The organism is Streptomyces sp. NPDC002476, assembly GCF_042889785.1.
GTDB lineage: Bacteria > Actinomycetota > Actinomycetes > Streptomycetales > Streptomycetaceae > Streptomyces.
This window is the reverse complement of sequence record NZ_JBIARH010000008.1, coordinates 22,024-41,212: the sequence shown is the minus strand read 5'-3', so window position 1 is coordinate 41,212 and position 19,189 is coordinate 22,024. Positions and strand designations below refer to the sequence as shown.

General features: G+C 71.6%; 16 protein-coding genes. 6 read left to right on the top strand and 10 right to left on the bottom strand.

The annotated features are described in order from the left end of the window. Positions 1-34: 34 nt before the first annotated feature. Positions 35-1,729 (top strand): class I adenylate-forming enzyme family protein, encoded by a 1,695-nt coding sequence (locus ACFYXM_RS12215; protein WP_389288927.1) that lies wholly within the window; start codon positions 35-37, stop codon positions 1,727-1,729. A gap of 226 nt (positions 1,730-1,955) precedes the next feature. On the opposite strand, the gene ACFYXM_RS12210 is transcribed toward ACFYXM_RS12215, so the two are convergent. From ACFYXM_RS12210 to ACFYXM_RS12190, 5 genes are read right to left on the bottom strand one after another with little or no spacing between them, the layout of a single operon-like run. Next, a complete protein-coding gene (locus ACFYXM_RS12210; protein ID WP_389288926.1) occupies positions 1,956-3,419 on the bottom strand; it encodes an FAD-dependent oxidoreductase in 1,464 nt (487 codons plus the stop codon). Next, a complete protein-coding gene (locus ACFYXM_RS12205) occupies positions 3,419-3,709 on the bottom strand; it encodes a (2Fe-2S)-binding protein (protein ID WP_389288925.1) in 291 nt (96 codons plus the stop codon). Before ACFYXM_RS12205 ends, ACFYXM_RS12210 begins: the two co-directional genes overlap by 1 nt. After that, positions 3,706-4,908: an NAD(P)/FAD-dependent oxidoreductase gene (locus ACFYXM_RS12200; protein WP_389288924.1), complete on the bottom strand. Its 1,203-nt coding sequence runs from the start codon at positions 4,906-4,908 to the stop codon at positions 3,706-3,708. The genes ACFYXM_RS12205 and ACFYXM_RS12200 overlap by 4 nt, the downstream gene beginning before the upstream one ends. Beyond that, positions 4,901-5,839: a dihydrodipicolinate synthase family protein gene (locus ACFYXM_RS12195; protein ID WP_389288923.1), complete on the bottom strand. Its 939-nt coding sequence runs from the start codon at positions 5,837-5,839 to the stop codon at positions 4,901-4,903. Before ACFYXM_RS12195 ends, ACFYXM_RS12200 begins: the two co-directional genes overlap by 8 nt. 49 nt (positions 5,840-5,888) lie before the next feature. Next, entirely contained in the window at positions 5,889-7,346 is a 1,458-nt protein-coding gene (locus ACFYXM_RS12190) for a Na+/H+ antiporter NhaC family protein (protein WP_389288922.1), read from the bottom strand. Positions 7,347-7,537: 191 nt separating this feature from the next. Between ACFYXM_RS12190 and ACFYXM_RS12185 the strand changes: the two genes are divergently transcribed. The 3 genes from ACFYXM_RS12185 (at position 7,538) to ACFYXM_RS12175 (ending at position 8,774) form a co-directional block, all read left to right on the top strand. Next, positions 7,538-8,071: a helix-turn-helix domain-containing protein gene (locus tag ACFYXM_RS12185; protein ID WP_389288921.1), complete on the top strand. Its 534-nt coding sequence runs from the start codon at positions 7,538-7,540 to the stop codon at positions 8,069-8,071. Positions 8,072-8,091: 20 nt separating this feature from the next. After that, positions 8,092-8,304, top strand: a complete 213-nt coding sequence (locus tag ACFYXM_RS12180) for a hypothetical protein (RefSeq protein WP_389288920.1) — start codon at positions 8,092-8,094, stop codon at positions 8,302-8,304. A 194-nt stretch (positions 8,305-8,498) separates the two neighbouring features. Next, positions 8,499-8,774, top strand: a complete 276-nt coding sequence (locus tag ACFYXM_RS12175; protein ID WP_389288919.1) for a hypothetical protein — start codon at positions 8,499-8,501, stop codon at positions 8,772-8,774. Positions 8,775-8,900: 126 nt separating this feature from the next. Here the strand turns inward: ACFYXM_RS12175 and ACFYXM_RS12170 are convergent, their stop codons facing one another. The 5 genes from ACFYXM_RS12170 to ACFYXM_RS12150 all read right to left on the bottom strand — a co-directional run bounded on the left by ACFYXM_RS12170 (position 8,901) and on the right by ACFYXM_RS12150 (position 16,558). Continuing rightward, positions 8,901-11,732: a hypothetical protein gene (locus tag ACFYXM_RS12170; RefSeq protein ID WP_389288918.1), complete on the bottom strand. Its 2,832-nt coding sequence runs from the start codon at positions 11,730-11,732 to the stop codon at positions 8,901-8,903. After that, positions 11,729-12,841 carry an AAA family ATPase gene (locus ACFYXM_RS12165; RefSeq protein WP_389288917.1) on the bottom strand — a complete coding sequence of 371 codons (1,113 nt, stop codon included), beginning with the start codon at positions 12,839-12,841 and terminating at the stop codon, positions 11,729-11,731. The genes ACFYXM_RS12170 and ACFYXM_RS12165 overlap by 4 nt, the downstream gene beginning before the upstream one ends. Before the next feature lie 188 nt (positions 12,842-13,029). Further along, a complete protein-coding gene (locus ACFYXM_RS12160; RefSeq protein WP_389288916.1) occupies positions 13,030-14,667 on the bottom strand; it encodes a VWA domain-containing protein in 1,638 nt (545 codons plus the stop codon). Next, positions 14,664-16,055, bottom strand: coding sequence for a hypothetical protein (locus tag ACFYXM_RS12155; protein WP_389289100.1), 1,392 nt, complete (start codon positions 16,053-16,055; stop codon positions 14,664-14,666). The genes ACFYXM_RS12160 and ACFYXM_RS12155 overlap by 4 nt, the downstream gene beginning before the upstream one ends. Beyond that, complete coding sequence (locus ACFYXM_RS12150; RefSeq protein ID WP_389288915.1) at positions 16,055-16,558, bottom strand: hypothetical protein; 504 nt, start codon at positions 16,556-16,558, stop codon at positions 16,055-16,057. Before ACFYXM_RS12150 ends, ACFYXM_RS12155 begins: the two co-directional genes overlap by 1 nt. 355 nt (positions 16,559-16,913) lie before the next feature. Between ACFYXM_RS12150 and ACFYXM_RS12145 the strand changes: the two genes are divergently transcribed. Both ACFYXM_RS12145 and ACFYXM_RS12140 read left to right on the top strand, forming a co-directional pair. After that, entirely contained in the window at positions 16,914-17,099 is a 186-nt protein-coding gene (locus tag ACFYXM_RS12145; protein WP_389288914.1) for a hypothetical protein, read from the top strand. A gap of 337 nt (positions 17,100-17,436) precedes the next feature. Further along, on the top strand, positions 17,437-19,167 hold the full coding sequence (locus tag ACFYXM_RS12140) for an ABC-F family ATP-binding cassette domain-containing protein (protein ID WP_389288913.1): 1,731 nt from the start codon (positions 17,437-17,439) through the stop codon (positions 19,165-19,167). The last annotated feature ends 22 nt before the right edge of the window (positions 19,168-19,189 follow it).

Genomic DNA, 19,189 nt, shown 5'->3' with positions numbered 1-19,189 from the left:
GCGGGAAGCCGCGGCCCGCACGCTCACCGCTCCCGTGACCGTTCCCGGGGCCCGCCGCGACGGTGTGTGGACCTCCCGGGCCGGTCTGGCCGTCCCCGACCTCGTTCCGCGCGCCGAGCGCCGCGCCTGGGCCGAGGAGGGGCTGTGCCCGGACCGCGACCTCTACGCCCTGTTCCGGGAGCGGGTACGCCGCCACCCCCGTCGGCAGGCGCTGGTGGAGAGCGGCGACCCGGCCGGCGGGGGTCTCGACTACGCGGAGCTGGACGTCGAAGTCCGCCGTATCGCCGCCCTGTTCACGGAGGCGGGGCTCGGGACCGGGGATGTGGTGGCGCTGCGGCTGCCCGGGGGCGCCGACGCGGTCGCCGCCGAACTCGCCGTGTACGCCATCGGCGCGGTCGCGCTCCCGTACCCGCCGGGTGGGGATGACCGGGACACCCTGGCCCTGCTGGGTCGCTCCCGCGCGCGGGCCGCCGTGCTCGCCGACCCCGCCGATGTCCCCGTGTGCACCCAACTTCCGTTCCTCGACGTGGTGTTCGGCACCGACCGGGGGACGGCCGACGCCCGTTGGCTGGGCGAGCGGGCCCGGCGTCCGTGGCGTCCCGTGCCGGTGGACCCGGCCGCGCCCGCCCGTGTCCTCGTCTCCTCCGGCACCGAGACCGCGCCCAAGATGGTCGCCTACTCCCACCAGGCGATGGCCGGGGGCCGGGCCGCCTATCTGAGGGCGCTCGACCCGGACGCGGCCGTACGCCGCCACCTGGTCCTCGTACCGCTCGGCTCCTCCTTCGGGTCGTGCGGTGTCGTCACCCTCGTCGCGCTCGGCGGCACGCTCGTCGTCCCGCCGTCGTTCTCGGTCCCCGAGGCGCTGCGGGCTCTCGCCGTCCACCGCCCCACCCATGTCTTCGGGGTGCCTACGATGCTGCGCCGGATCGCCGAGAACTGCCCGGCGGACGCCGGGGACTTCCCGGGGCTGCGAGCCCTCGTCTCCAGCGGTGCCGCCCTGCCGCACGGCACCGCTCGGGCGTGCGCGGAGCGTTTCGGCCGGCCGGTGCTGACCGTGTACGGCTCCTCGGACGGTGTCAATTGCCATACGGTCTGGTCGCCCGGCGCCGAGGACGGGTGCGTCGGGAGACCGGACCCCGCGGTCGCCGGCATCCGGATCACGGGCCCCGACGGCGGCCCGGTGCCGCCGGCCGCTTCGGGGGAGATCCAGGCCAAGGGCCCTATGACTCCGCTCTGTTACCTGGCCGCCCCCGAACTCGACGCCCGTTACCGGACCCCGGACGGATGGGTGCGCACGGGCGACCTCGGCCGGATCGGCCCCGACGGGCGTCTGTACGTCCTGGGCCGGATCAAGAACGTGGTGATCCGCGGCGGTCTCAACATCAGTCCCGCCGAGGTCGAGGGCGAGCTCGCCCGCCACCCGGGCGTCGCCGAGGCGGTCTGCGTCCCGGTCCCCGACCCGGAGCTGGGCGAACGGCTCTGCGCCTGCGTGCGCCCCGTACCGGGCGGCCCCGTCCCCGCCCTCGCCGACCTCAACGTCTTTCTGCTGCGCCGGGGGCTGGGGAAGCGCAAACTGCCCGAGCGGTTCCTCCATGTCCCCGTGATGCCGCTCGGCCCCACCGGCAAGGTCTGCCGACGCACATTGACGGACCTGGCGTGCCGACTCTTCCCCGGGACGGTGGACACGGATGGTGGGTTACGGGAGTTGAGTGACGGTGACACCGTGTAGTCGGCGGTGGAGACGGGAGGCGGGAGACGGGCACGCCGGGAAGGCGGGGTTCGGCGTACCCGTTGGTCCAGGCGGTCATGGCGCTGCCGCCGGCACCACCGGCGGTTCGTCCGCCGAAGGTGCCGCCCGGGTGATCGCCAAGGCCGTGACCACCAGGAAGCCTCGCACGCGCTGCACCATCGGCCGGGACGCGGCCCTGCTCACCCGCCTGGGCGTGGCATGCCGGTCATGGACAAGGGGCGTCCGGTCCGTCCGGTACGGGCTGCTCGGGGGCCGCGTCGAGGGCTCGGAGGTCTCCGACGGGCACGGGTTTGACCGGCAGGTGTGCGGAGAAGCGTCCGCCGAGGCCGATCGGCTGCTCGCGTGCCGAGGCGAGGATCGTGCCGACGCTGCTCTCGCAGTAGCGTCCCTGGCAGGGGCCCATGCCCGTGCGGCAGGAGAGCTTGACGGCATTGATGTCGCTGACGAACGGTGATGATGCGAGAAAGTCGTCGAGGGTGCCGCGGGTGACCATCTCGCATCGGCAGACAGTGGTTTCCGGTGTCGCGAGGTCGCCGAGTGCCTCGCGGACCGGCTCGAACATGCGTTGCACCACGGTGGAGAATCGCGTCGCGGTCCGGATACCGCGTTCCGCTTCGGCGAACGCCGCGGGGGGCACGGCGCGTCCGAGGTCGGCGGCGATCCCGAGGCCCGCGAGCGTGCCCTCGGCGCGGGACTGGTCGGCGCCGGCGACGCCGGTGGGCTCGCCGGCGACGAACACTCCGGGGACGGATGTCTGCAGTCGTTCGTCGTGTGCGACCACCCAGCCGCCCCGTGGCGAGTCGAAGACGAGGTCGCATCCGATCTGACGGGCGAGTTCCGTCGACGCGGAGAAGCCGTACCCGAGCACGAGATGGGATGCGGCGACCTCGCGGGGTGCGCCCGTCGCCTTCCACCGCCGGTCTACCCGGGCGAGCTCGATCCGGGAAACGTGTTCCGTGCCGTGGGCGGCCGTCACGACGGTCCGGGGCGAGACGCGGACGCCCTTGCGCATCAGTCGCGCCACGATCGCGCCCGTCTCCGCGAGCATCCGCAGATGACCGGGTACGGCGCCCAGGGCGTGGAGCATCTCCACCGGTGCCGGGATGCTCTGCGCGAACGCGACCTCGCGCACCGGGACGCCGTCGCGGACGAGCAGGTCGGCCACGAGCAGCAGCAGCGGGTGCGCGCCGGCCAGCACGACGTCACCGACGGGTGCGATCTTCTGTGCCTTGACGAGGGTCTGAACGGCGCCGGCGGTCATGACGCCGGGCAGCGTCCAGCCGGGGAAGGCGAGGGGAAGGTCGTAGGCGCCGGTGGCGATCAGCAGTCGGCGCGCGCCGATCACACGAGTGCCGTGTTCCGGGTGGTTGATCGCCACGCGCAGAACGTCCGGGGTCGCGTCGTCGCGCAGGACACCGATCGCCGACCAGCCGAACTCCGTCGTCAGGCGCGGGTCCGCCTCGAAGCGCCGGATGAGATCGGTGGCCCAGCCGTAGCCTGCGGTGGGGTGCAGGACACTTCCCGGGAAGATCTCGGGCGGCTGGCGGAAGATCTGCCCGCCCGCCCGCTGCTGCTCGTCGATGACGACGACCGTCAGACCGTGATCGGCCGCGGTGAGCGCCGCCGACATGCCCGCCGGACCCGCGCCGATGATCGCGAGATCGAACATCACAGCCTCCCCGACGTGTCGATGATCATGCCCGCGCGCGCCGGCACGAGGCAGGTGCGGGTCAGCGGCCTGCCGTCGACGGTGGCGGCGCACTCGAAGCATGTGCCCATGTTGCACAGCGGCGCCCGGGGGGCCAGGTTGCGGTCTCGTTCGAACTCGGCCCCTGCGGTGAGCATGGCCGCGGCCACCGTCTCGCCCGTACAGGCGCGGACCGGCTCGCCGTCGACGCTGATCGTCACAGCGTCGCCGCGCTCGTGCGCGGTGCGGCGCCAGGCATCGCCCGTCGTCATGAGGTGCTCCCTTCCGTGAAGCGGGCCGGGTCGTAGGGTGCCAGGTCGATATCGGGTGAGCGCCCGGCGATGAGGCCGGTCAGCACCCGAGCGAAGCTCGGCCCGAGGGTGAACGCCGATCCGCCGGTGGCGACGAACACGCCCGGAGCGCCCTTGACCGCGCCGACGAGCGGAAGCTGGTCGGGTGCCACCGTGGTCGCGCCGACCCAGCTGCGCACGGCGGGCACCCGCTCCAGCGCGGGAACGGTGTTCACGGCCGCGCGCGCGTTGCCGGCGATCGACTGCGGGATGAGCTGGTGCTTGCGGTCGAACGCCGGGGCGCCGTCCGCGTCCCTCGTCAGCCGGGCCGGCCAACCGCCACCGATGAGGACCGTGTGGTCGAGCGACTGCTTGAGAGACAGGCGCGCGCCGGCGTGCTGGACGAGGTGGGGGATGAACCGGGGGACCTTCGAGGTGACGGTCATCGTGAGGGCGAGGGGGACGGTGGGCAGGTCGGCGTCGAAGACCCTGCCGAGCTCGGTCGTCCACACGCCGGCGGCGAGCACGACCGCGGCGGCCCGCACGGTGCGGGCTCGTTCGTCTCCCGCGCGGTCGGTCTCCTGGAGGGTGATGTCCCACCCGGCCGGGACGCGGTGCACGCCGGCCAGGCGGCAGCGTGCGCGCACCGTCGCCCCGGCCGCGACGGCCGCACGGCCGACCGCTGGAGCGGCGATGCGGGCGTCCGCCTTTCCTTCCAGCGGGCTGTAGTTGGCCGCGACGATGTCCCGTGACAGGTACGGTGCGACATCGTCGAGTGCGGTGCGGTCGAGCGTGCGCACGTCCAGGCCCCAGGAGCGTTCCAGCTCCGCCTTGAACTCGAGCATGGCGACCTGGTCGGCGTTCTCGGCGACCATGAGCCCGCCCGTCTGGCGCACGCCGATCGGCTCTTCGATCTCGTCCTCCAGGCGCGCCCACATCGCGGCGGCGTCCAGGTGCAGCGGCATCGCCTCCGCCGCGACGCGCGCGGCCTCCTCGCCCGCCTCGACCATCCGGTATTCGAGCTGGAAGTGCAGGCTCCCGGCGTTCTGTCCCGAGGCGTGCTGGTTCACCTGATCCTTGTCGACCAGGAGCACCTGCGCACCGTCGCGAGCGGCCATCCACGCCGTGAGGCAGCCGAGCAGGCCACCGCCGACGACGACGACGTCGTAGCGCTCAGTCATCGGCGAGGGGGACCGTCTCGATGCCGAGCTCGTGCAGGGTCGCCTCGACACGGGCGACCTCGCCCGGCGTGAGCTCGAGCAGCGGCGCCCGCACGAATTCCGCGGGGATACCGCGCAGCCGCAGCGCGGTCTTGATGATCGCCTGCTGGTTGCCGAACTGTACGCCGTAGTCGGGACGGAACCACGCGTCCATGTAGACGCGGTCCTTCCGGCCCAGCTGGACCGCGCGCTCCCGGTCCCCGGCGTCGACGGCGTTCCAGAAGTCGGCCTGGTCGCGGCCGAGGATGCCGCCCGTTCCCATCAGGCCGTCGCCGTGGCCGAGCATCGCGAGGTCGGCGCCGAGCGCGTTGGTGGGCAGACCGAAGTAGCGCACCTCGCCCTCCAGCGCGTACATCCCGGCGAGGAAGCTCGCGAAGTCTCCCGTCGAGTTCTTGATCGCGACGACATTCTCGATCTGCGCGAGCTCGGCCAGCAGGTCCACGTCCATGTCCACGACGCAGCCGCGCGGCCAGTTGTACACGGTCATCGGGATGTCGGTGGCATCGCTCACCGCCCGGTAGAACGCGACGATCTCCTTCCGGTTGGGCACGATGTAGGGAGGAGGGGTGAGAAGGATGCCGTCCAGGCCCGCCGCCTCGGCGGCACGGGCGTGGGTGATCGCCTCGCCCGGCGTGAACGCGTTGCAGGCGCCGAGGACGGGGAAGGCGTCGCTGCGGTGCTCGGCGCCCGCCGCGAACAGTTCCGCGCGTTCCTTCACGGACATGGAGAACCACTCGCCGCTGGTGCCGGCCAGGATCGCGCCCTGGATGCCCTCGTCGGCGAGCCAGGCCACCTGCACGTGCAACGCGTCGATGTCGAGCGCGCCGTCGCGGGTGAACGGTGTGGTGATGGCGGGGATGTAGCCGCGCCAGTTGACTGTGTTGCGATCCATGGGTCCTCCAATGACCGGTCGCCGGGCGGTGTTTGCTGGGGTGCGCTGCTCAGACCAGGGCCGGCGTGCGCTCGGGCCGCTTCAGTTCGACGCCTTCCGCGCCCTCGAAACGGCGGCCCCAGCCGGTTGCGGCCGCCACGACCATGACGACGGTGAGGACGAGCGGGTAGAGCATCGCGACGAAGATCTCCGTCGTGGCCAGGGCGGGAACGCCCTTGATCCCGGTCGTGAGCTGTGCGCCGATGAACAGATAGGCGCTCAGGACGGGGACGATGGAGGCGATCCCCATCGCGAAGCAGTCCATGACGACCGCCCGGCGGTAGGGGTGCAGGTCGACGCGGGCGCCGATCTCGTCGGCAACCGGGCCGAAAGTGAGCATCGCGGCCGAGTTCACGCCGCCGAACAGCAGCGTGGTACCCGAGATACCGATGCCGATCGCGAACTCCGCACCGCGCGGGGTGCGGGACAGGCGGCTGCGGGTGAGGGCGGTCACCAGCCAGTCGAGGATGCCCGCGGCGGTGAGGACGCCCATGATGCCGAACACGGTCACCACCAGGGCGATCACGCTGAGCATGTTGCTGACGCCCGAGATCAGGAATCCGGTGGGCGCCCCGTCGGTGACGCCGATGATGCCCTCAAGGGTGAGCAGGCCCGAGGCGAGGCCGGTGACGATCCCGGTCGCCAGCCCGACCGTGACGGCCTTGAAGATGTCGCGGGTCAGCAGTGCCACGGTGAGCATGAGCGCGACGGGGACGAGCATCACCAGCGCGAGCGGGTCGGAGGCCTGCTCCAGCAGCTTCTGCGAGTGCGCCGAGTCGGTCGAACGGCCCGACGATCCCAGCGCGAAGAACCCGACGGCCGAGACGGCTGCCGCCGTGAAGGCGAAGCGGGCGCGGCTCCGCACGACTCCGGCGATGTCCGCGGTGCCGGACTTCCGGCGGAACGTCTGCGTCGACGACGAGATGACGGTGGTGTCGGAGATCGGGGCGACGTTGTCTCCGAAGATCGCGCCGGAGATGATCGCGGCGGCGAGGAACGCCGGTTCGGCGCCGAGAAGCACGCCTGCCGGGTAGAAGATCGGAAACGCCGTGAACATCGTCCCGATGGACGAGGCCGTCGACATCGAGATGATGCACACCGCGACGAACGTGAACAGGGTGAAGGTGCCACCGCTGACGCCGAGGAGTTCGGCGAGCCACACGAATCCGCCGGAGACGTTGGTCTCCTTGATCAGGGCGGACATCAGCCCCACGCAGAACAGCATCATCACGATCGTCACCGCGGTGGACGATCCGATCCCCCTCGTCACGGCGGACCAGTACGCCGCGTACGGCTTGGCGAACAACGCGCCGACGAGCAGCGCGACGACACCCCCCGCGGCGAGCGCGGTCATGTCGAACGTCTTGAACACGACGAAGAAGACGACACAGAACGCGAGGAACACGGCGACCGGCACGAACGCCATCGCCCTCCCTCCGCGGAAGACCAGATGCTGGTCGGCGTTCATGGGCGGTGCACCTCTCTCCACAACGCCGAGGACAACCCAGGCGTGCACTTGTTTACACTAGTACACACAAATGCACGGCTTCTCGTCTGTCAACCGTTGACTCTCCGGTAAAAACATGCTGGCAAGCCCTTAGGCATCCCATGACTCGCGTACACAAGAGTGCGCACGGCTCCGCTAGGCTGACCACCGTGATGGGAGACCAGCTACGCACCCTGCGGACGGAAGCGGGACTCAGCCTGCGCGATCTCGCAGCGCAGACCGGCCTGTCCGCGACCCTGCTCAGCCAGGTCGAGCGGGGCATCCGCGAGCCGAGCCTCAAAACCCTCCGTGCCCTGAGCACCGTCTTCGGCCCGTCGACCGCCTCGATGTTCCACGGCCAGGCCCCGCTCACGGCCCACCACAGCCGCCCGCACGAACGCTCCCGCCTGCTCATGCCGAAGGGCCTCGTGCAGTACGAACGCCTGACCCCGAGCAACGGCCAGCTCGAAGTCCTCCTCGGCACTCTCGGACCGGGCCAGGCCTCCAGCGGCGAGGAGTGGGGCCATGCCGCGGTCGAGTGCGCCTACGTCATCACCGGCACGGTCACCGTGCACGTCGCCGATCAGCGTTACGACGTACAGGCGGGTGAGGCACTGACCTTCGACGCCGCACGCCCCCACCGCTACACCAACGACACGGACGAGCCGGCGACCTACCTGACGTCCGTGACACCACCCACGCCCTGACCGCATCGATCACGAACGTTGTGGATCGCTGTCACCAGCCTCCGCGGACAGAACACCTGGACCGCCTGGAAAGCTTCACCCTCGCGGCCGGGGCCCGCGTGGCGCTGACCGGCCTCGTCCTCGAGGGCGGTCGCTACCACACGGTCGTGCCGACGCTGTACGGAGTGTGGGACCTGCTGCCCGTGCTCTCGGGCGTGGCCGCCGTCATCCCACTGTGGCGCCAGCACACCTGACGATCAATCAGATATCTATGACGGCGGCCGCTCGTCGTGCCGGGGCCGCCCAACGGCAGCGGGCCGCCCCGCCGTGGACCTCCCCGATGGACTCTTCCGGCGGGCGGCCCGCTGGCACACTGGAGTCGGCCCTGTCATCCGGTCGCCCCGGTCGGCGGGGCCGTCCCGGAGACCAGACATCCCGGAGGTCATACATGACGTGCGGAAACTGCGGCGCGGCGACGACTCAGGGGCCCGACGGGTCGTGGACCTGTTCCAATCAGTGCGGCTGGTCCTCGGCCGCCCCGGCCGTCGCGATAATCCCCGAGATCACCACCACCCGCTGCCGCGGCTGCGACGCCCAGGTGTACGGGCTCGACGGGAGGTACGCCTGTGGCCTGTGCTCCTGGTCCAACCACTGGGACGAAGGCCACCGCCCGCTCCCCACCGCCGACCGGACGGCCGAGAAGGACGTCAACGTCCTGGAGTGAGCCCGGCACGAGCCGGTGATCGGCCCCGGAGCGAACAGCGGGACGAGGCCGAGCGGGGCCGGGGGCGAGCAGCGGGACGAGCCTGGCGCGAGCACCGGGTCCCGCCCCGCCGACCCTATGACGACGTCACGACGAACCGGCCAGCAGCGCCTCCAACGCCACCGCCGTGTCCGGGTGACGGCCGACCAGTGCCGCACCTGACGGGCCGGGTTCGCCCGTCGCCCATGCCCCGTCGCAGCCCAGCAGGCTCGCCACCGCGTCGCAGGTCGCGGGATGGGCGGCGAGCAGCGCGACGCCCCGGGCCGCGGCCGTGCCCCGTATCGGACGTACGGCTTCCGGCTCCGGCAGGGCCCGCCACGGCGGGACCCAGGTGTCCAGGGCCGCGAGCCGGCCGGGAAAGATCCGTCCGGCCTCGCGGATCAGCAGCGGGGCCAGCTCCGTACCACTCGCCCGCAACGTGCTGATCAGGGTCGGCAGCCAGGGCAGCAGCACCGGGTCCGGCAGCCGCCCGAACGCGTTCGACACCGCCTCCACGACGAAGTCGGTGAGGCCCGGGACGGGCTCCAGGGCGTGCACGAAGCCGCTGAGGTAGCGCGGATAGGCGGGCACCACCAGGGGGTTGGCGAGCAGCTCGTCGCAGCGTGCCTGCAGCTCGGCGCGGGAGAGGAGCCCGAGGTGGTTCCGGGCCGCCCACAGCAGGGCCGTCTTCGACGGGTCCTCCGGGTGCGACTGGGCGACCGCCAGCTCCAGCTGGGCCCGGTCGCATCCCAGGGACAGGGCCAGGCTCTCCATGCTGAACAGGAAGCCCAGCATCGCCGCCACCTGACGGACGGTGGCGTCGTCGTCGGTGAACGCCGTGGGCAGCAGGGTGCAGTAGTGCGCGTAGCCCGCCTTGACGAAGGACTCGATCCACGGCGGCAGCACCGGCTCACTGGTGCGGTAGTACGCCAGCAGACCGCGCACCCGGCGCAGCACCTCCGGTGCGTCGTCGACGCTGCGTTCGGCGGAGAGCACCTCCAGGGCGCGGGTGCCCAGCTCGTCGGCAAGGCGGCGGCTGCGCAGGTACAGGGTCGCGTCCTCGACGGTCGCGAGGACGGTCGCCGCGGTGGCCTGCGGGTCGTACGCCGTGCGGCGCAGGCGCTGTTCCAGGACCTGTTCGAGGCTGACGCCCTCGTAGCCGAGCTCGATGAGGGCCCGCTGGTGGGTGCCGAGCGCCAGGTCCCACGACTCCTGGATCGGACGTTCGCCGAGTCGGCGCTCACCCATGATCGGGCGTGCGGCACCCCGCGGCATCAGGCGGCGCAGCATCCACAGCACGTCGGAGCACCGCTCCAGTTCGGGCTGTGCGGCGATGTTCAGCAACGCCCGCTGTACGCCGCGTTGCTGGAGTTTCAGGTTCAGCGGCGCGAGCCGGTCGTGCACGTCGCGCGCCAGGGGCGGCAGCGCGTCGTAGCCGACCTGTCCGACACGGTCGCCGCCCATCATGATCTCGACGAGGCGGCGCACGTCGCGCCGGCCCGGCACGGTGTCCTTCTCGATGCAGGTGACCGCCGCGTCCTGGAAGTCGTACGGCGTGGGCCTGGCCCGGTCGCGCATCCCGGCGAGCAGGATCGACGTCTCGAACACCGCGATGGCGTCGGCGGTGGAGGCGAGATAGCCGTTGCGGCGGGCGGCGCGCACGATCTCCACGGACCAGCCGAGCAGTTCGGCCTCGTCCAGGCGGTCCAGTACGGGCGGCCGCTGGAGGAAGCCGGTCAGCCTGTCGGAGGCCGGGACCGCCGCCACGGGCGCGGCCGTCGGTGCGGGAGTCGCCGCAGCCGCCGTCTTCTTGGGCTTCGTCTTCTTCGTACCGTTCTGGCCTGCCAGGCGGTACGGCTTGACGCCGGTGCGCTTGAGGTTCTTGGCCCAGACCGTCGCCGCGATCGACACCGAGCCCGCGGCGAGGCCGAACTGCGCCTCGATCGCCGCGTGGCTGGACGGGATCAGCCCGTACTGCCACGTGGTGGCGGTACGCGGGCCGATCTCGAAGGTGTCGGTGCCATGGACGCCGAACTCCGCGACGCGGCTGACCGCGTGGAAGGCGCCGCAGACGTAGAGGCAGTCGGCGGGATCGGTGCCGGTCGCGGCCAGGTGCTCGCGCATCCTGGTCCACATGTGGCGTTCGCGGTCCTCGTCCACGCGCACCCGGTCGGAATCGCCGGGTGCCAGGCGCCGGAAGAGGCTGCCGATCAGGAGCATGACCTGGCGGTAGGTGTCGTGGTCGCTGCCGCGGTCGCCGAGCGGCAGTTCGACGTACTGGTGCCACCACTCCGACCAGTGCCGCACCTTGCCGTGGCGCAGCAGGTGTTCCTCCAGTTCGGCGAAGCGCGGGCGCAGGTCGCCCAGTTCCACGCCGACCGCGTCGCCGTGGAGCGCGGCCTCCTCCTCGGCGGGCGGTGGTGCGTCCGCGTCCGCCGGCTGCTCGGTCCGCGTAGCGCGCGGGTCCCACTGGAAGACGTGGTCCGAGGAGCGGTCGACGAGGACGAGCTCGACATCGGGGGTGTCCAGGGCGTAGGCGATCGCCTGGTACTCGGCCGACGCCTCGGTGATCGGCGCGACGACCGACAGCGGGGACCACTCGGCGGGGAAGCCGTCGACCTCGGTCGCGAACGCCTGGACCGCGACCGGGAGGCGGCAATTGCGCAGCTCGGTCAGCAGCGGTGCCATGTCCTCGCACAGCTCCAGGTAGACGACCTTGGGCTGCTTCTCGCGCAGGCGGCGGGCCATCGCGGTCGCCGAGGCGGGTGAGTGGTGGCAGACGGGGAAGACCTCCAGCGGCTCGCGCACCGCGCGGTCGACGTCGTCGACGATGCCGAGGAGGATTCCTTCGAGGGCATCGGGTCCGTCGGCGAACGTCGCGGCGGCTTCCTGGAGCTGCGTGCGCAGTGTCGCGAAGGTCCCCTCGTGGGCGGCGCTCATGACAGGGTGGCGATCGCGTCGCGGCCGCCCTCCAGGAACTCCGGCCAGGATCCGCCTTCCTCCTTGCTGCGGGGCTCGACTACGCCGTGCAGGTACTTGTTGAGGATGGCGAGGTCCTCGGGCTCGCGCCGGGCCAGCGACCCGACGAGCGAGGAGGCCAGGGCGCGAGCGGTCAGGGAGCGCTCGCCGAAGAAGTTGCTGTGCAGGATCGCGTCCTCCAGCACACCGATCTGTTCGGCGGTGGACAGCGCGGACTCCAGCTTCTCGTCGTCGCTGCCGGCCGCCGCCGACGAGGCGCGCAGGTCCGCGAAGCTCTGCAGCAGCACGTCCAGCAGCGTCGGCGGGACGTCCAGCTCTATCTGGTGACGGCGCAGCAGTTCCTCGGTGCGGAAGCGGACGATCTCCGCCTCGCTCTTCTTGTTCGTCACCACCGGGATGCGTACGAAGTTGAAGCGGCGCTTGAGCGCCGATGACAGGTCGTTGACGCCCCGGTCGCGGCTGTTGGCGGTGGCGATGACCGAGAAGCCGGGCTTGGCGAAGACGATGCTGTCGCTGTCCAGTTCGGGGACCGAGATGTACTTTTCGGAGAGGATCGAGATCAGCGCGTCCTGGACGTCGCTGGTGGAACGGGTGAGCTCCTCGAAGCGGCCGATCGCGCCGGTCTCCATCGCGGTCATGATCGGTGAGGGGATCATCGACTCCCGGGACTGGCCCTTGGCGATGACCATGGACACGTTCCAGGAGTACTTGATGTGGTCCTCGGTGGTGCCGGCGGTGCCCTGCACGACCAGGGTGGAGTTGCGGCTGATCGCTGCGGACAGCAGCTCGGCCAGCCAGCTCTTGCCGGTGCCGGGGTCGCCGATGAGCAGCAGGCCGCGGTCGGAGGCCAGCGTGACGATGGAGCGCTCGACGAAGCTGCGGTCACCGAACCACTTCTGGGAGATCTCGCGGTCCAGGCCGTCGGCGCGCTCGGAACCCAGGATGAACAGGCGGACCATCTTCGGGGACAAGCGCCAGGAGAACGGCTTGGGGTTGTCGTCGATGGACTCCAGCCAGTCCAGCTCCTCGGCGTACTTGATCTCGGCGGGGGCGCGCAACAGGTCGGACATGTCAGGGCCTTTCTCAATGAATTCGGCAGGCTTGGCCGTTTGGCAGCTTGGCAAGTTGACGGGTTCTGCGGATCCGGCACAGTCGGTGGATCCGGCACAGTCGGTGGATCCGGCGCGTTCGACGGTTCCGGGAGTCGGCCGGATCGGTCGATTCGGCGGAGTCTGCGGAGTCGGTCGATTCGGCGGGTCTACGTGAGGAACGTCTTGAGCTCGTGGACGAGTTTGCGGATGTGACCGGAGATCACCGGAGTGCCGAGGTCCTTGAAGCGCTCCCGGAACCAGGGGTTGACGCTGGCGCGGCCGGAGCTGGTCACCGAGCCGACCGGGATGAATTTGGCGCCCGAGCGGTGAATGGCGGTCATGCTCTCGAACAGCGGCTCGCTCCGCCATTCGTAGAAGTCCGAGATCCACACCACGACCGTGTTGCGGGGCTCGGCGATCTTCGGCTGGGCCAGTGCCATGGCGACCGTGCCGTCCGTGCCGCCGCCGAGGTTGGTGCGCAGCAGGGTCTCGAACGGGTCGTGCACCCAGGGGGTGAGGTCGAGGGCCTGTGTGTCGTACGCGATCAGGTGGACGTCCACCTTCGGCAGCCCGGCGAAGATGGACGCCAGGATGGTGCAGTTGACCATGGAGTCGACCATGGAGCCGGACTGGTCCACGACGACGATCAGCCGCTGGGGTGTCGTCTTGCGGACGGTGTGCCGGTAGTAGAGACGGTCGACGTAGAGCCGTTCCTCCTCGGGGCTCCAGTTGGTGAGGTTCTTCCAGATCGTGCGGTCGAGGTCGAGGTTGCGGAAGACGCGCTTGGGCGGGACGGAGCGGTCCAGGGCTCCGACCGTCGCCTTCTCCACCTGGGTGCGCAGCACCTCGGCGACCTCGTCGACGAAGCGGCGGATCAGGGCCTTGGCATTGGCCAGGGCCACGCCGGAGAGGTTGTTCTTGTCCCGCAGCAATTGCTCGATCAGCGACATGCTCGGGGTGAGCTGGGCGGCGAGCGCGGGGTCGGCGAGCACCTCGCGCAGGTGCATGCGTTTGACGAGGTCCGCCTCGAGTGCGCCCAGCTCCGGGCCGATGGCCGGGATGAGCCGGCCGAGGTCGGGGTTCGTGCCCCGGGCGCCGGTACCGGTGGGGCTGACGCCGGGCCCCGCTGCGCCTCCGCCGGTACGGCCGCCGCCGCGTCCACCGCGCAGTTCACCGGGCCGGCAGCCGAGCGCGCGCTCCAGCCAGCCCGCGTCGGACTGCCAGCGCGCCAGTTGTCCGGCGGTGACCGTGCCGGAACCGGTGGCGAAGACGTTGAGCAGCACCTTCGACACCAGTGCCGCGCGCCGCACTTCGGCGGCCCGGTCGCGTACGTCCTCGTCGTCGGCCGTGGCGTCGTCCGCGCCGTCCGGTGCGGGGGCCATCAGGCCGTCGAACTCGTCGGCCAGACCGGGGTGGCGCTGCACCACCGAGTCGACGGATGCCTGCGGGTCCAGCAGCGCGGACGGCAGACCGATGTCCTCGACGACGGCGAGGCTCGCCGATTCGAGCGTCGGCTGCTCCTCGTGGTCGAAGAGACGGGCGAGGAGCCGCCAGTACAGGACTTGGCGACGGTTGTCGTACGGGTTCGCCACAGGATCCCCGCCGGGGTCCGCCGCGGATGTCCCGCCGGGGTCCGCCGCAGAGCTGTCCCCGGCTCGCGCCGCGGCGCTGTCGTGGGCCTGCGTCTCGGGTCCGTCGCCCGGTCGCGTCGCAAGGGGCGTGTCGGTGTACACCGCGGGGGTCTCGTCGCCTTCCGCCCCGGTGATGTCGTCGGGTTCTCGCGTCCCGGGAGTCCGTCCGGTCATTTCCGCAACAGCCTTCCGGCTCGCTCCCGCAGCACCGACGTGGCGTCGGTGGCGGCCTTCTCGGCCTTGGCGCCCGCCTTGTCGGCCGTGCCCCCGGCCCATCCTCCGGCGTGGAGCGCGACGGTCTTCTTCCGCACGGTCGTCTCGACGGCCAGGGGCTGGACGCTGAACGATCCGTCGTCCCAGCGCAGCAGTCCGACGCACGCGCCGGACGCCGCCACGGCCTCCGGGGTGAGCGGTCCGGCGGCCGGGATGCGGTCGGTGTCGACGGCGAGGGGGTGTCCCGCGACGGTGAACGTCAGGGCCCCGTCGTCGTCCTTCCGGGCGGTGTAGCCCTCCAGGAAGACGGGTACGGCAATGCGCACCGGGTGCCGGTCCAGCGGCGCGGTCACCGGGTCGGCGGCGGTGGGAAGGGCGACGCGGGCGGTGGCGAAGACGTCGGCGGGCTCGCCCGGGCGGGCGTGCTCGTCGCTCCAGATCAGGTCGCCCTCGGCAGTGACGGGCATGTCGGTGAGGTCCATCGACCGGCCCTCGCCCGCGGCTGCCAGGAGCGAGAGGTGCGGGCGCAGCAGCTGCCACACGCCGGCACCGACGACGGTGTCGGGCTTGGGTACGGCGACGGCGGCGCGCACGAGGCGGGGTGCGGTGCCGTCGGCGGGCTCGAACACCGCGTGGACCTGGGCCTGCGCGGCGGTCGGGTGCTCCTGGAGGTCGACGCCGAGGGGCAGCAGGCGGCCCGTGGCCGTACCGCTCACGGGTGCCTCGGCCACGCCGGGCAGCGTCAGCAGCAGGGCACGGGACCACAGGTCGGCCCAGCGGCGTTCCGGGATGTGCTCCAGGGCGGCACCCGGGCAGGACGCGGCGAGTTCGGCGGCGAAGCCGTCGAGGAGCGTCGCCGGGCGGCGCAGGGCCGGATCCGGAAGCATGGCGGAGACGACCTGGGCCGCCCCGGAGACCACCTCGTGGTCGATGCCCTGCCATCCGGTACGCGCCAGGTCGGACAGCCAGGAACGGGCGGCGGCGAGCAGGTTCGCCGCGTGCGGTCCGTCGGCCGGGGCGACGGTCTCCTCGACGCGGGTACGGCCGGTCGCCTCCTCGATGCGGGTCATCAGTGCGTCGTGGACGGAGCCCAGGAGTGCGGTCCGGGCGGCGGCGAGGGCGATGAAGTGGTCCTCCCCGGCTGCTCCGGCCGCCGCCTTCTCCGCCGCCTCGGCGGTCCGGGCGGCGAGCGGCGTCCCCGCGACGGCGTTCGCCAGCTCCGCCAGGCCGGTGGCCTGGGCGGGCTGCGGGCGGAGCAGCCCGGTGACGAGGACCCGGTCGAAGGCGTCGACGGCCGCAAGGGCCTCGTCGAGCCCGGTGATGGTCTCGGCGAGCAGGTCGGCACGCATCACGCCACCGCCCTGGTGGGCGGGAACCACTGCATCTCCGGCAACGGCGCGGTGGTGGGGGCGAGTTCCAGATACGCCAGGTGGCGCAGGAACCGGCTGAAGACGGATGCGGCGGCCGCGGTGTCCCCCTGTGGCGGACGCGTCGCGGTCATGCCTGCGGTGATGGTCTGCGCGCTCGGCTCCCCGTCCGCCGTCTCGGCCTTCAGGTAGCGGGCGACGCGCTCGGCGCCGTACTGGAGCACCGCCTCGGTGATCAGGGACCCGATGTGTTTGCAGAACGAGCCGCGCGCACCGCCGCAGGGGCGGTTGTTGTTGGTGCTGCAGGTGAACGCGAACGTGCCGACGGCGACCGACGAGACATAGACCCGTGCGATGTCCGAGCCGCTGGACACCACGCCCTGCAAGCGTCCGTCGGCCAGCTCGACGAACGGAACCTTGGCGAGCTTGCGCGGCCGGGCGGGCGGTATGACCCGTGCCGTGCTCGACCTCTCCCGAACTGACAACGCACCATCTCCTATGCACCAAGGGATTTTCCACGCCACGTCGGCGGGACACTGCTGAACATAGTTGCGACCACTGACAACGCCCGATCGCGCGCATGCGGCAGCGCCCCGCACGGCCTGCCGGACGGCACCGGGCGAGTTCGGGAAGAGAAGAGGAAGAAGGGAGTCACGGCCCGCGCAGAAGTCGCCGTGCACGGGCCGACGGCGAACGGGCCGGAGCTGCCGGCCTTCGCCCGCAGGGCCTTCCCGGACGCGGGGGATCCGAGGCCCGCGCATGGCGGGCGGCACTTCGACGACACGGCCTGGTCTCGGGGGCGGACAGGTCGCCGCCGAGTAGCCGGTGAGGGCGGCGGAGGTGCGCAGCGGCGCGTGGCGGGCGACGAGGGACGCGGACGGCCTCCTCGAAGGCGGAGGTGTCGCACGGCTGGTCGTCGTGGACCCCCAGCCCCTCCGTGTCGGCGCGCGGCCGGGCGCCCCGCCGGAAGACCTCGGCGACGGCGGCGATCACGAGCGCGAGCAGCAGCCGCTGCCCGGGTCATGACAGTCGGGCCGCCGTCGTGTCCGTATGTCCGTGCGCCCGGCGCGGCCCGCCCGGCCACGGTCCTCGGCCTGCGGGTTCCGACCGTCGCGGCGGCCCGTGAAAAAACCAGGAGCCACCCCGACGCCGCCGCTGTTAAACTCCTGGCGACGTTGTTCGTGTATCGAGGAGACCAGACATGGCAGGGGACGACGACATCTCGGGGTGAGATCCCGCTCCGACAGGCCACCGGCCGATGCCCAGGGGCATCGCGTCACCGTCGTGGCCCGTTCCGTCGTTCCCTCTGTCCGTGTCCCGGGCACCACTCTCTGCGTGCCCGTATTCCCTTTGAGGTCTCCCCATGTCAGACGCCTCCGTCATCTGCTCCCACCTGTCCTTCGCCTGGCCCGACGGCACCCCCGTCTTCCAGGACCTGTCCTTCGCCCTGGGCGGCGGCCGGACGGGCCTGGTCGCGCCCAACGGCTCCGGCAAGAGCACCCTTCTCAAGCTCATCGCCGGTGAGCTCCGGCCGGGCTCCGGGTCCGTCTCCGCGGTCGGCACGCTCGGTTACCTTCCGCAGACCCTCCCCCTGACCGGAGACCTCACGGTGGCCGAGGTGCTGGGCGTCGCCGCGGTGATCCGGGCCCTGGACGCCGTGGAGTCCGGGGACGTGAGCGAGGAGCACTTCGCGACCATCGGTGACGACTGGGACATCGAGGAACGCACCCGGGCCCAGCTGGACCGGCTCGGCCTCGACGGTCTCGCCCTCGACCGGAGCCTGAGCACGCTCAGCGGAGGCCAGATCGTCTCGCTCGGCCTGGCGGCCCAGCTCCTGAAGCAGCCCGACGTACTGCTGCTCGACGAACCGACCAACAACCTCGACCTCGACGCCCGGCACAAGCTCTACGACGTGCTGGGCGACTGGTCCGGCTGCCTCCTGGTGGTCAGCCACGACCGGGCACTGCTCGACCGCATGGAACGCATCGCGGAACTGGAGAGCGGTCAACTGCGCTTCCACGGAGGCAACTTCACCGAGTACGAAGCCGCCGTGCAGGCCGAGCAGGAGGTCGCCGAGAAGAACGTCCGCAACGCGGAACAGGAGCTGAAGCGGGAGAAGCGGGAGATGCAGCAGGCCCGCGAGCGCGCCGAACGCCGCGCCAGCAACGCCGCCCGCAACCTCAAGAACGCGGGTCTGCCGCGCATCGTCGCCGGAAACCTGAAGCGGGGCGCCCAGGAGGCCGCCGGCCGGTCGGGTCAGATGCACGCCTCCCGGGTCGGCGAGGCCAAGGCCCGGCTGGACGAGGCGGGGCGCGCCCTGCGCGACGAGGAGCGGATCACCCTGGATCTGCCGGACACCGACGTGCCCGCCGGACGCACCCTCTTCCTGGGCGAACGGATGCGGGTCCAGCACGGCGAACGTCCCCTGTTCGCCGGTGCGGGCGTCGACCTGACCATCCGCGGCCCCGAACGCATCGCACTGACCGGTCCCAACGGCGCCGGCAAGACCACACTGCTGCGTCTGGTCAACGGCGATCTGGAGCCGGCCGAAGGAATGACCGACGGCGCGGGCGAAGGAGCGAACGAGGGAACGGCCGGAGATCCGGACGACGGACGGCCCGTCGGACGGAGCGAAGAGCTGGTCGGCGGACAGATCAAACGGGCCGACGGCCGGGTCGCGTATCTCTCGCAGCGGCTGGACCTGCTGGACCTCGACCGCAGCGTCGCCGAGAACTTCGCCGCGTTCGCCCCGCACCGGTCGGAGGCGGAGCGGATGAACCTGCTCGCGCGCTTCCTCTTCCGGGGTTCCCGCGCCCATCTGCCCGTGGGTGTGCTGTCCGGCGGCGAGCGGCTGCGGGCCACCCTGGCCTGTGTCCTGTGCGCCGAACCGGCCCCGCAACTGCTGCTCCTGGACGAGCCGACAAACAACCTCGACCTGGTCAGCGCGGGCCAGCTGGAGAGTGCGCTGTGCTCCTACCGGGGAGCGTTCATGGTGGTCAGCCACGACGAACGCTTCCTCGCACGGATCGGGGTGAACCGTTGGCTGCGGCTGGCCGACGGTGAGCTGAGGGAGACGGGGGCGCCCGAGGTGTGAACCGCTGACGTGTCGGCCGGGC

Bases quoted from the DNA above. Each gene is read 5' to 3' on its own strand.
- ACFYXM_RS12210 (WP_389288926.1), bottom strand. From the start codon at position 3,419: ATGTTCGATCTCGCGATCATCGGCGCGGGTCCGGCGGGCATGTCGGCG.
- ACFYXM_RS12205 (WP_389288925.1), bottom strand. From the start codon at position 3,709: ATGACGACGGGCGATGCCTGGCGCCGCACCGCGCACGAGCGCGGCGAC.
- ACFYXM_RS12200 (WP_389288924.1), bottom strand. From the start codon at position 4,908: ATGACTGAGCGCTACGACGTCGTCGTCGTCGGCGGTGGCCTGCTCGGC.
- ACFYXM_RS12195 (WP_389288923.1), bottom strand. From the start codon at position 5,839: ATGGATCGCAACACAGTCAACTGGCGCGGCTACATCCCCGCCATCACC.
- ACFYXM_RS12190 (WP_389288922.1), bottom strand. From the start codon at position 7,346: ATGAACGCCGACCAGCATCTGGTCTTCCGCGGAGGGAGGGCGATGGCG.
- ACFYXM_RS12185 (WP_389288921.1), top strand. From the start codon at position 7,538: ATGGGAGACCAGCTACGCACCCTGCGGACGGAAGCGGGACTCAGCCTG.
- ACFYXM_RS12175 (WP_389288919.1), top strand. From the start codon at position 8,499: ATGACGTGCGGAAACTGCGGCGCGGCGACGACTCAGGGGCCCGACGGG.
- ACFYXM_RS12170 (WP_389288918.1), bottom strand. From the start codon at position 11,732: ATGAGCGCCGCCCACGAGGGGACCTTCGCGACACTGCGCACGCAGCTC.
- ACFYXM_RS12165 (WP_389288917.1), bottom strand. From the start codon at position 12,841: ATGTCCGACCTGTTGCGCGCCCCCGCCGAGATCAAGTACGCCGAGGAG.
- ACFYXM_RS12160 (WP_389288916.1), bottom strand. From the start codon at position 14,667: ATGACCGGACGGACTCCCGGGACGCGAGAACCCGACGACATCACCGGG.
- ACFYXM_RS12155 (WP_389289100.1), bottom strand. From the start codon at position 16,055: ATGCGTGCCGACCTGCTCGCCGAGACCATCACCGGGCTCGACGAGGCC.
- ACFYXM_RS12140 (WP_389288913.1), top strand. From the start codon at position 17,437: ATGTCAGACGCCTCCGTCATCTGCTCCCACCTGTCCTTCGCCTGGCCC.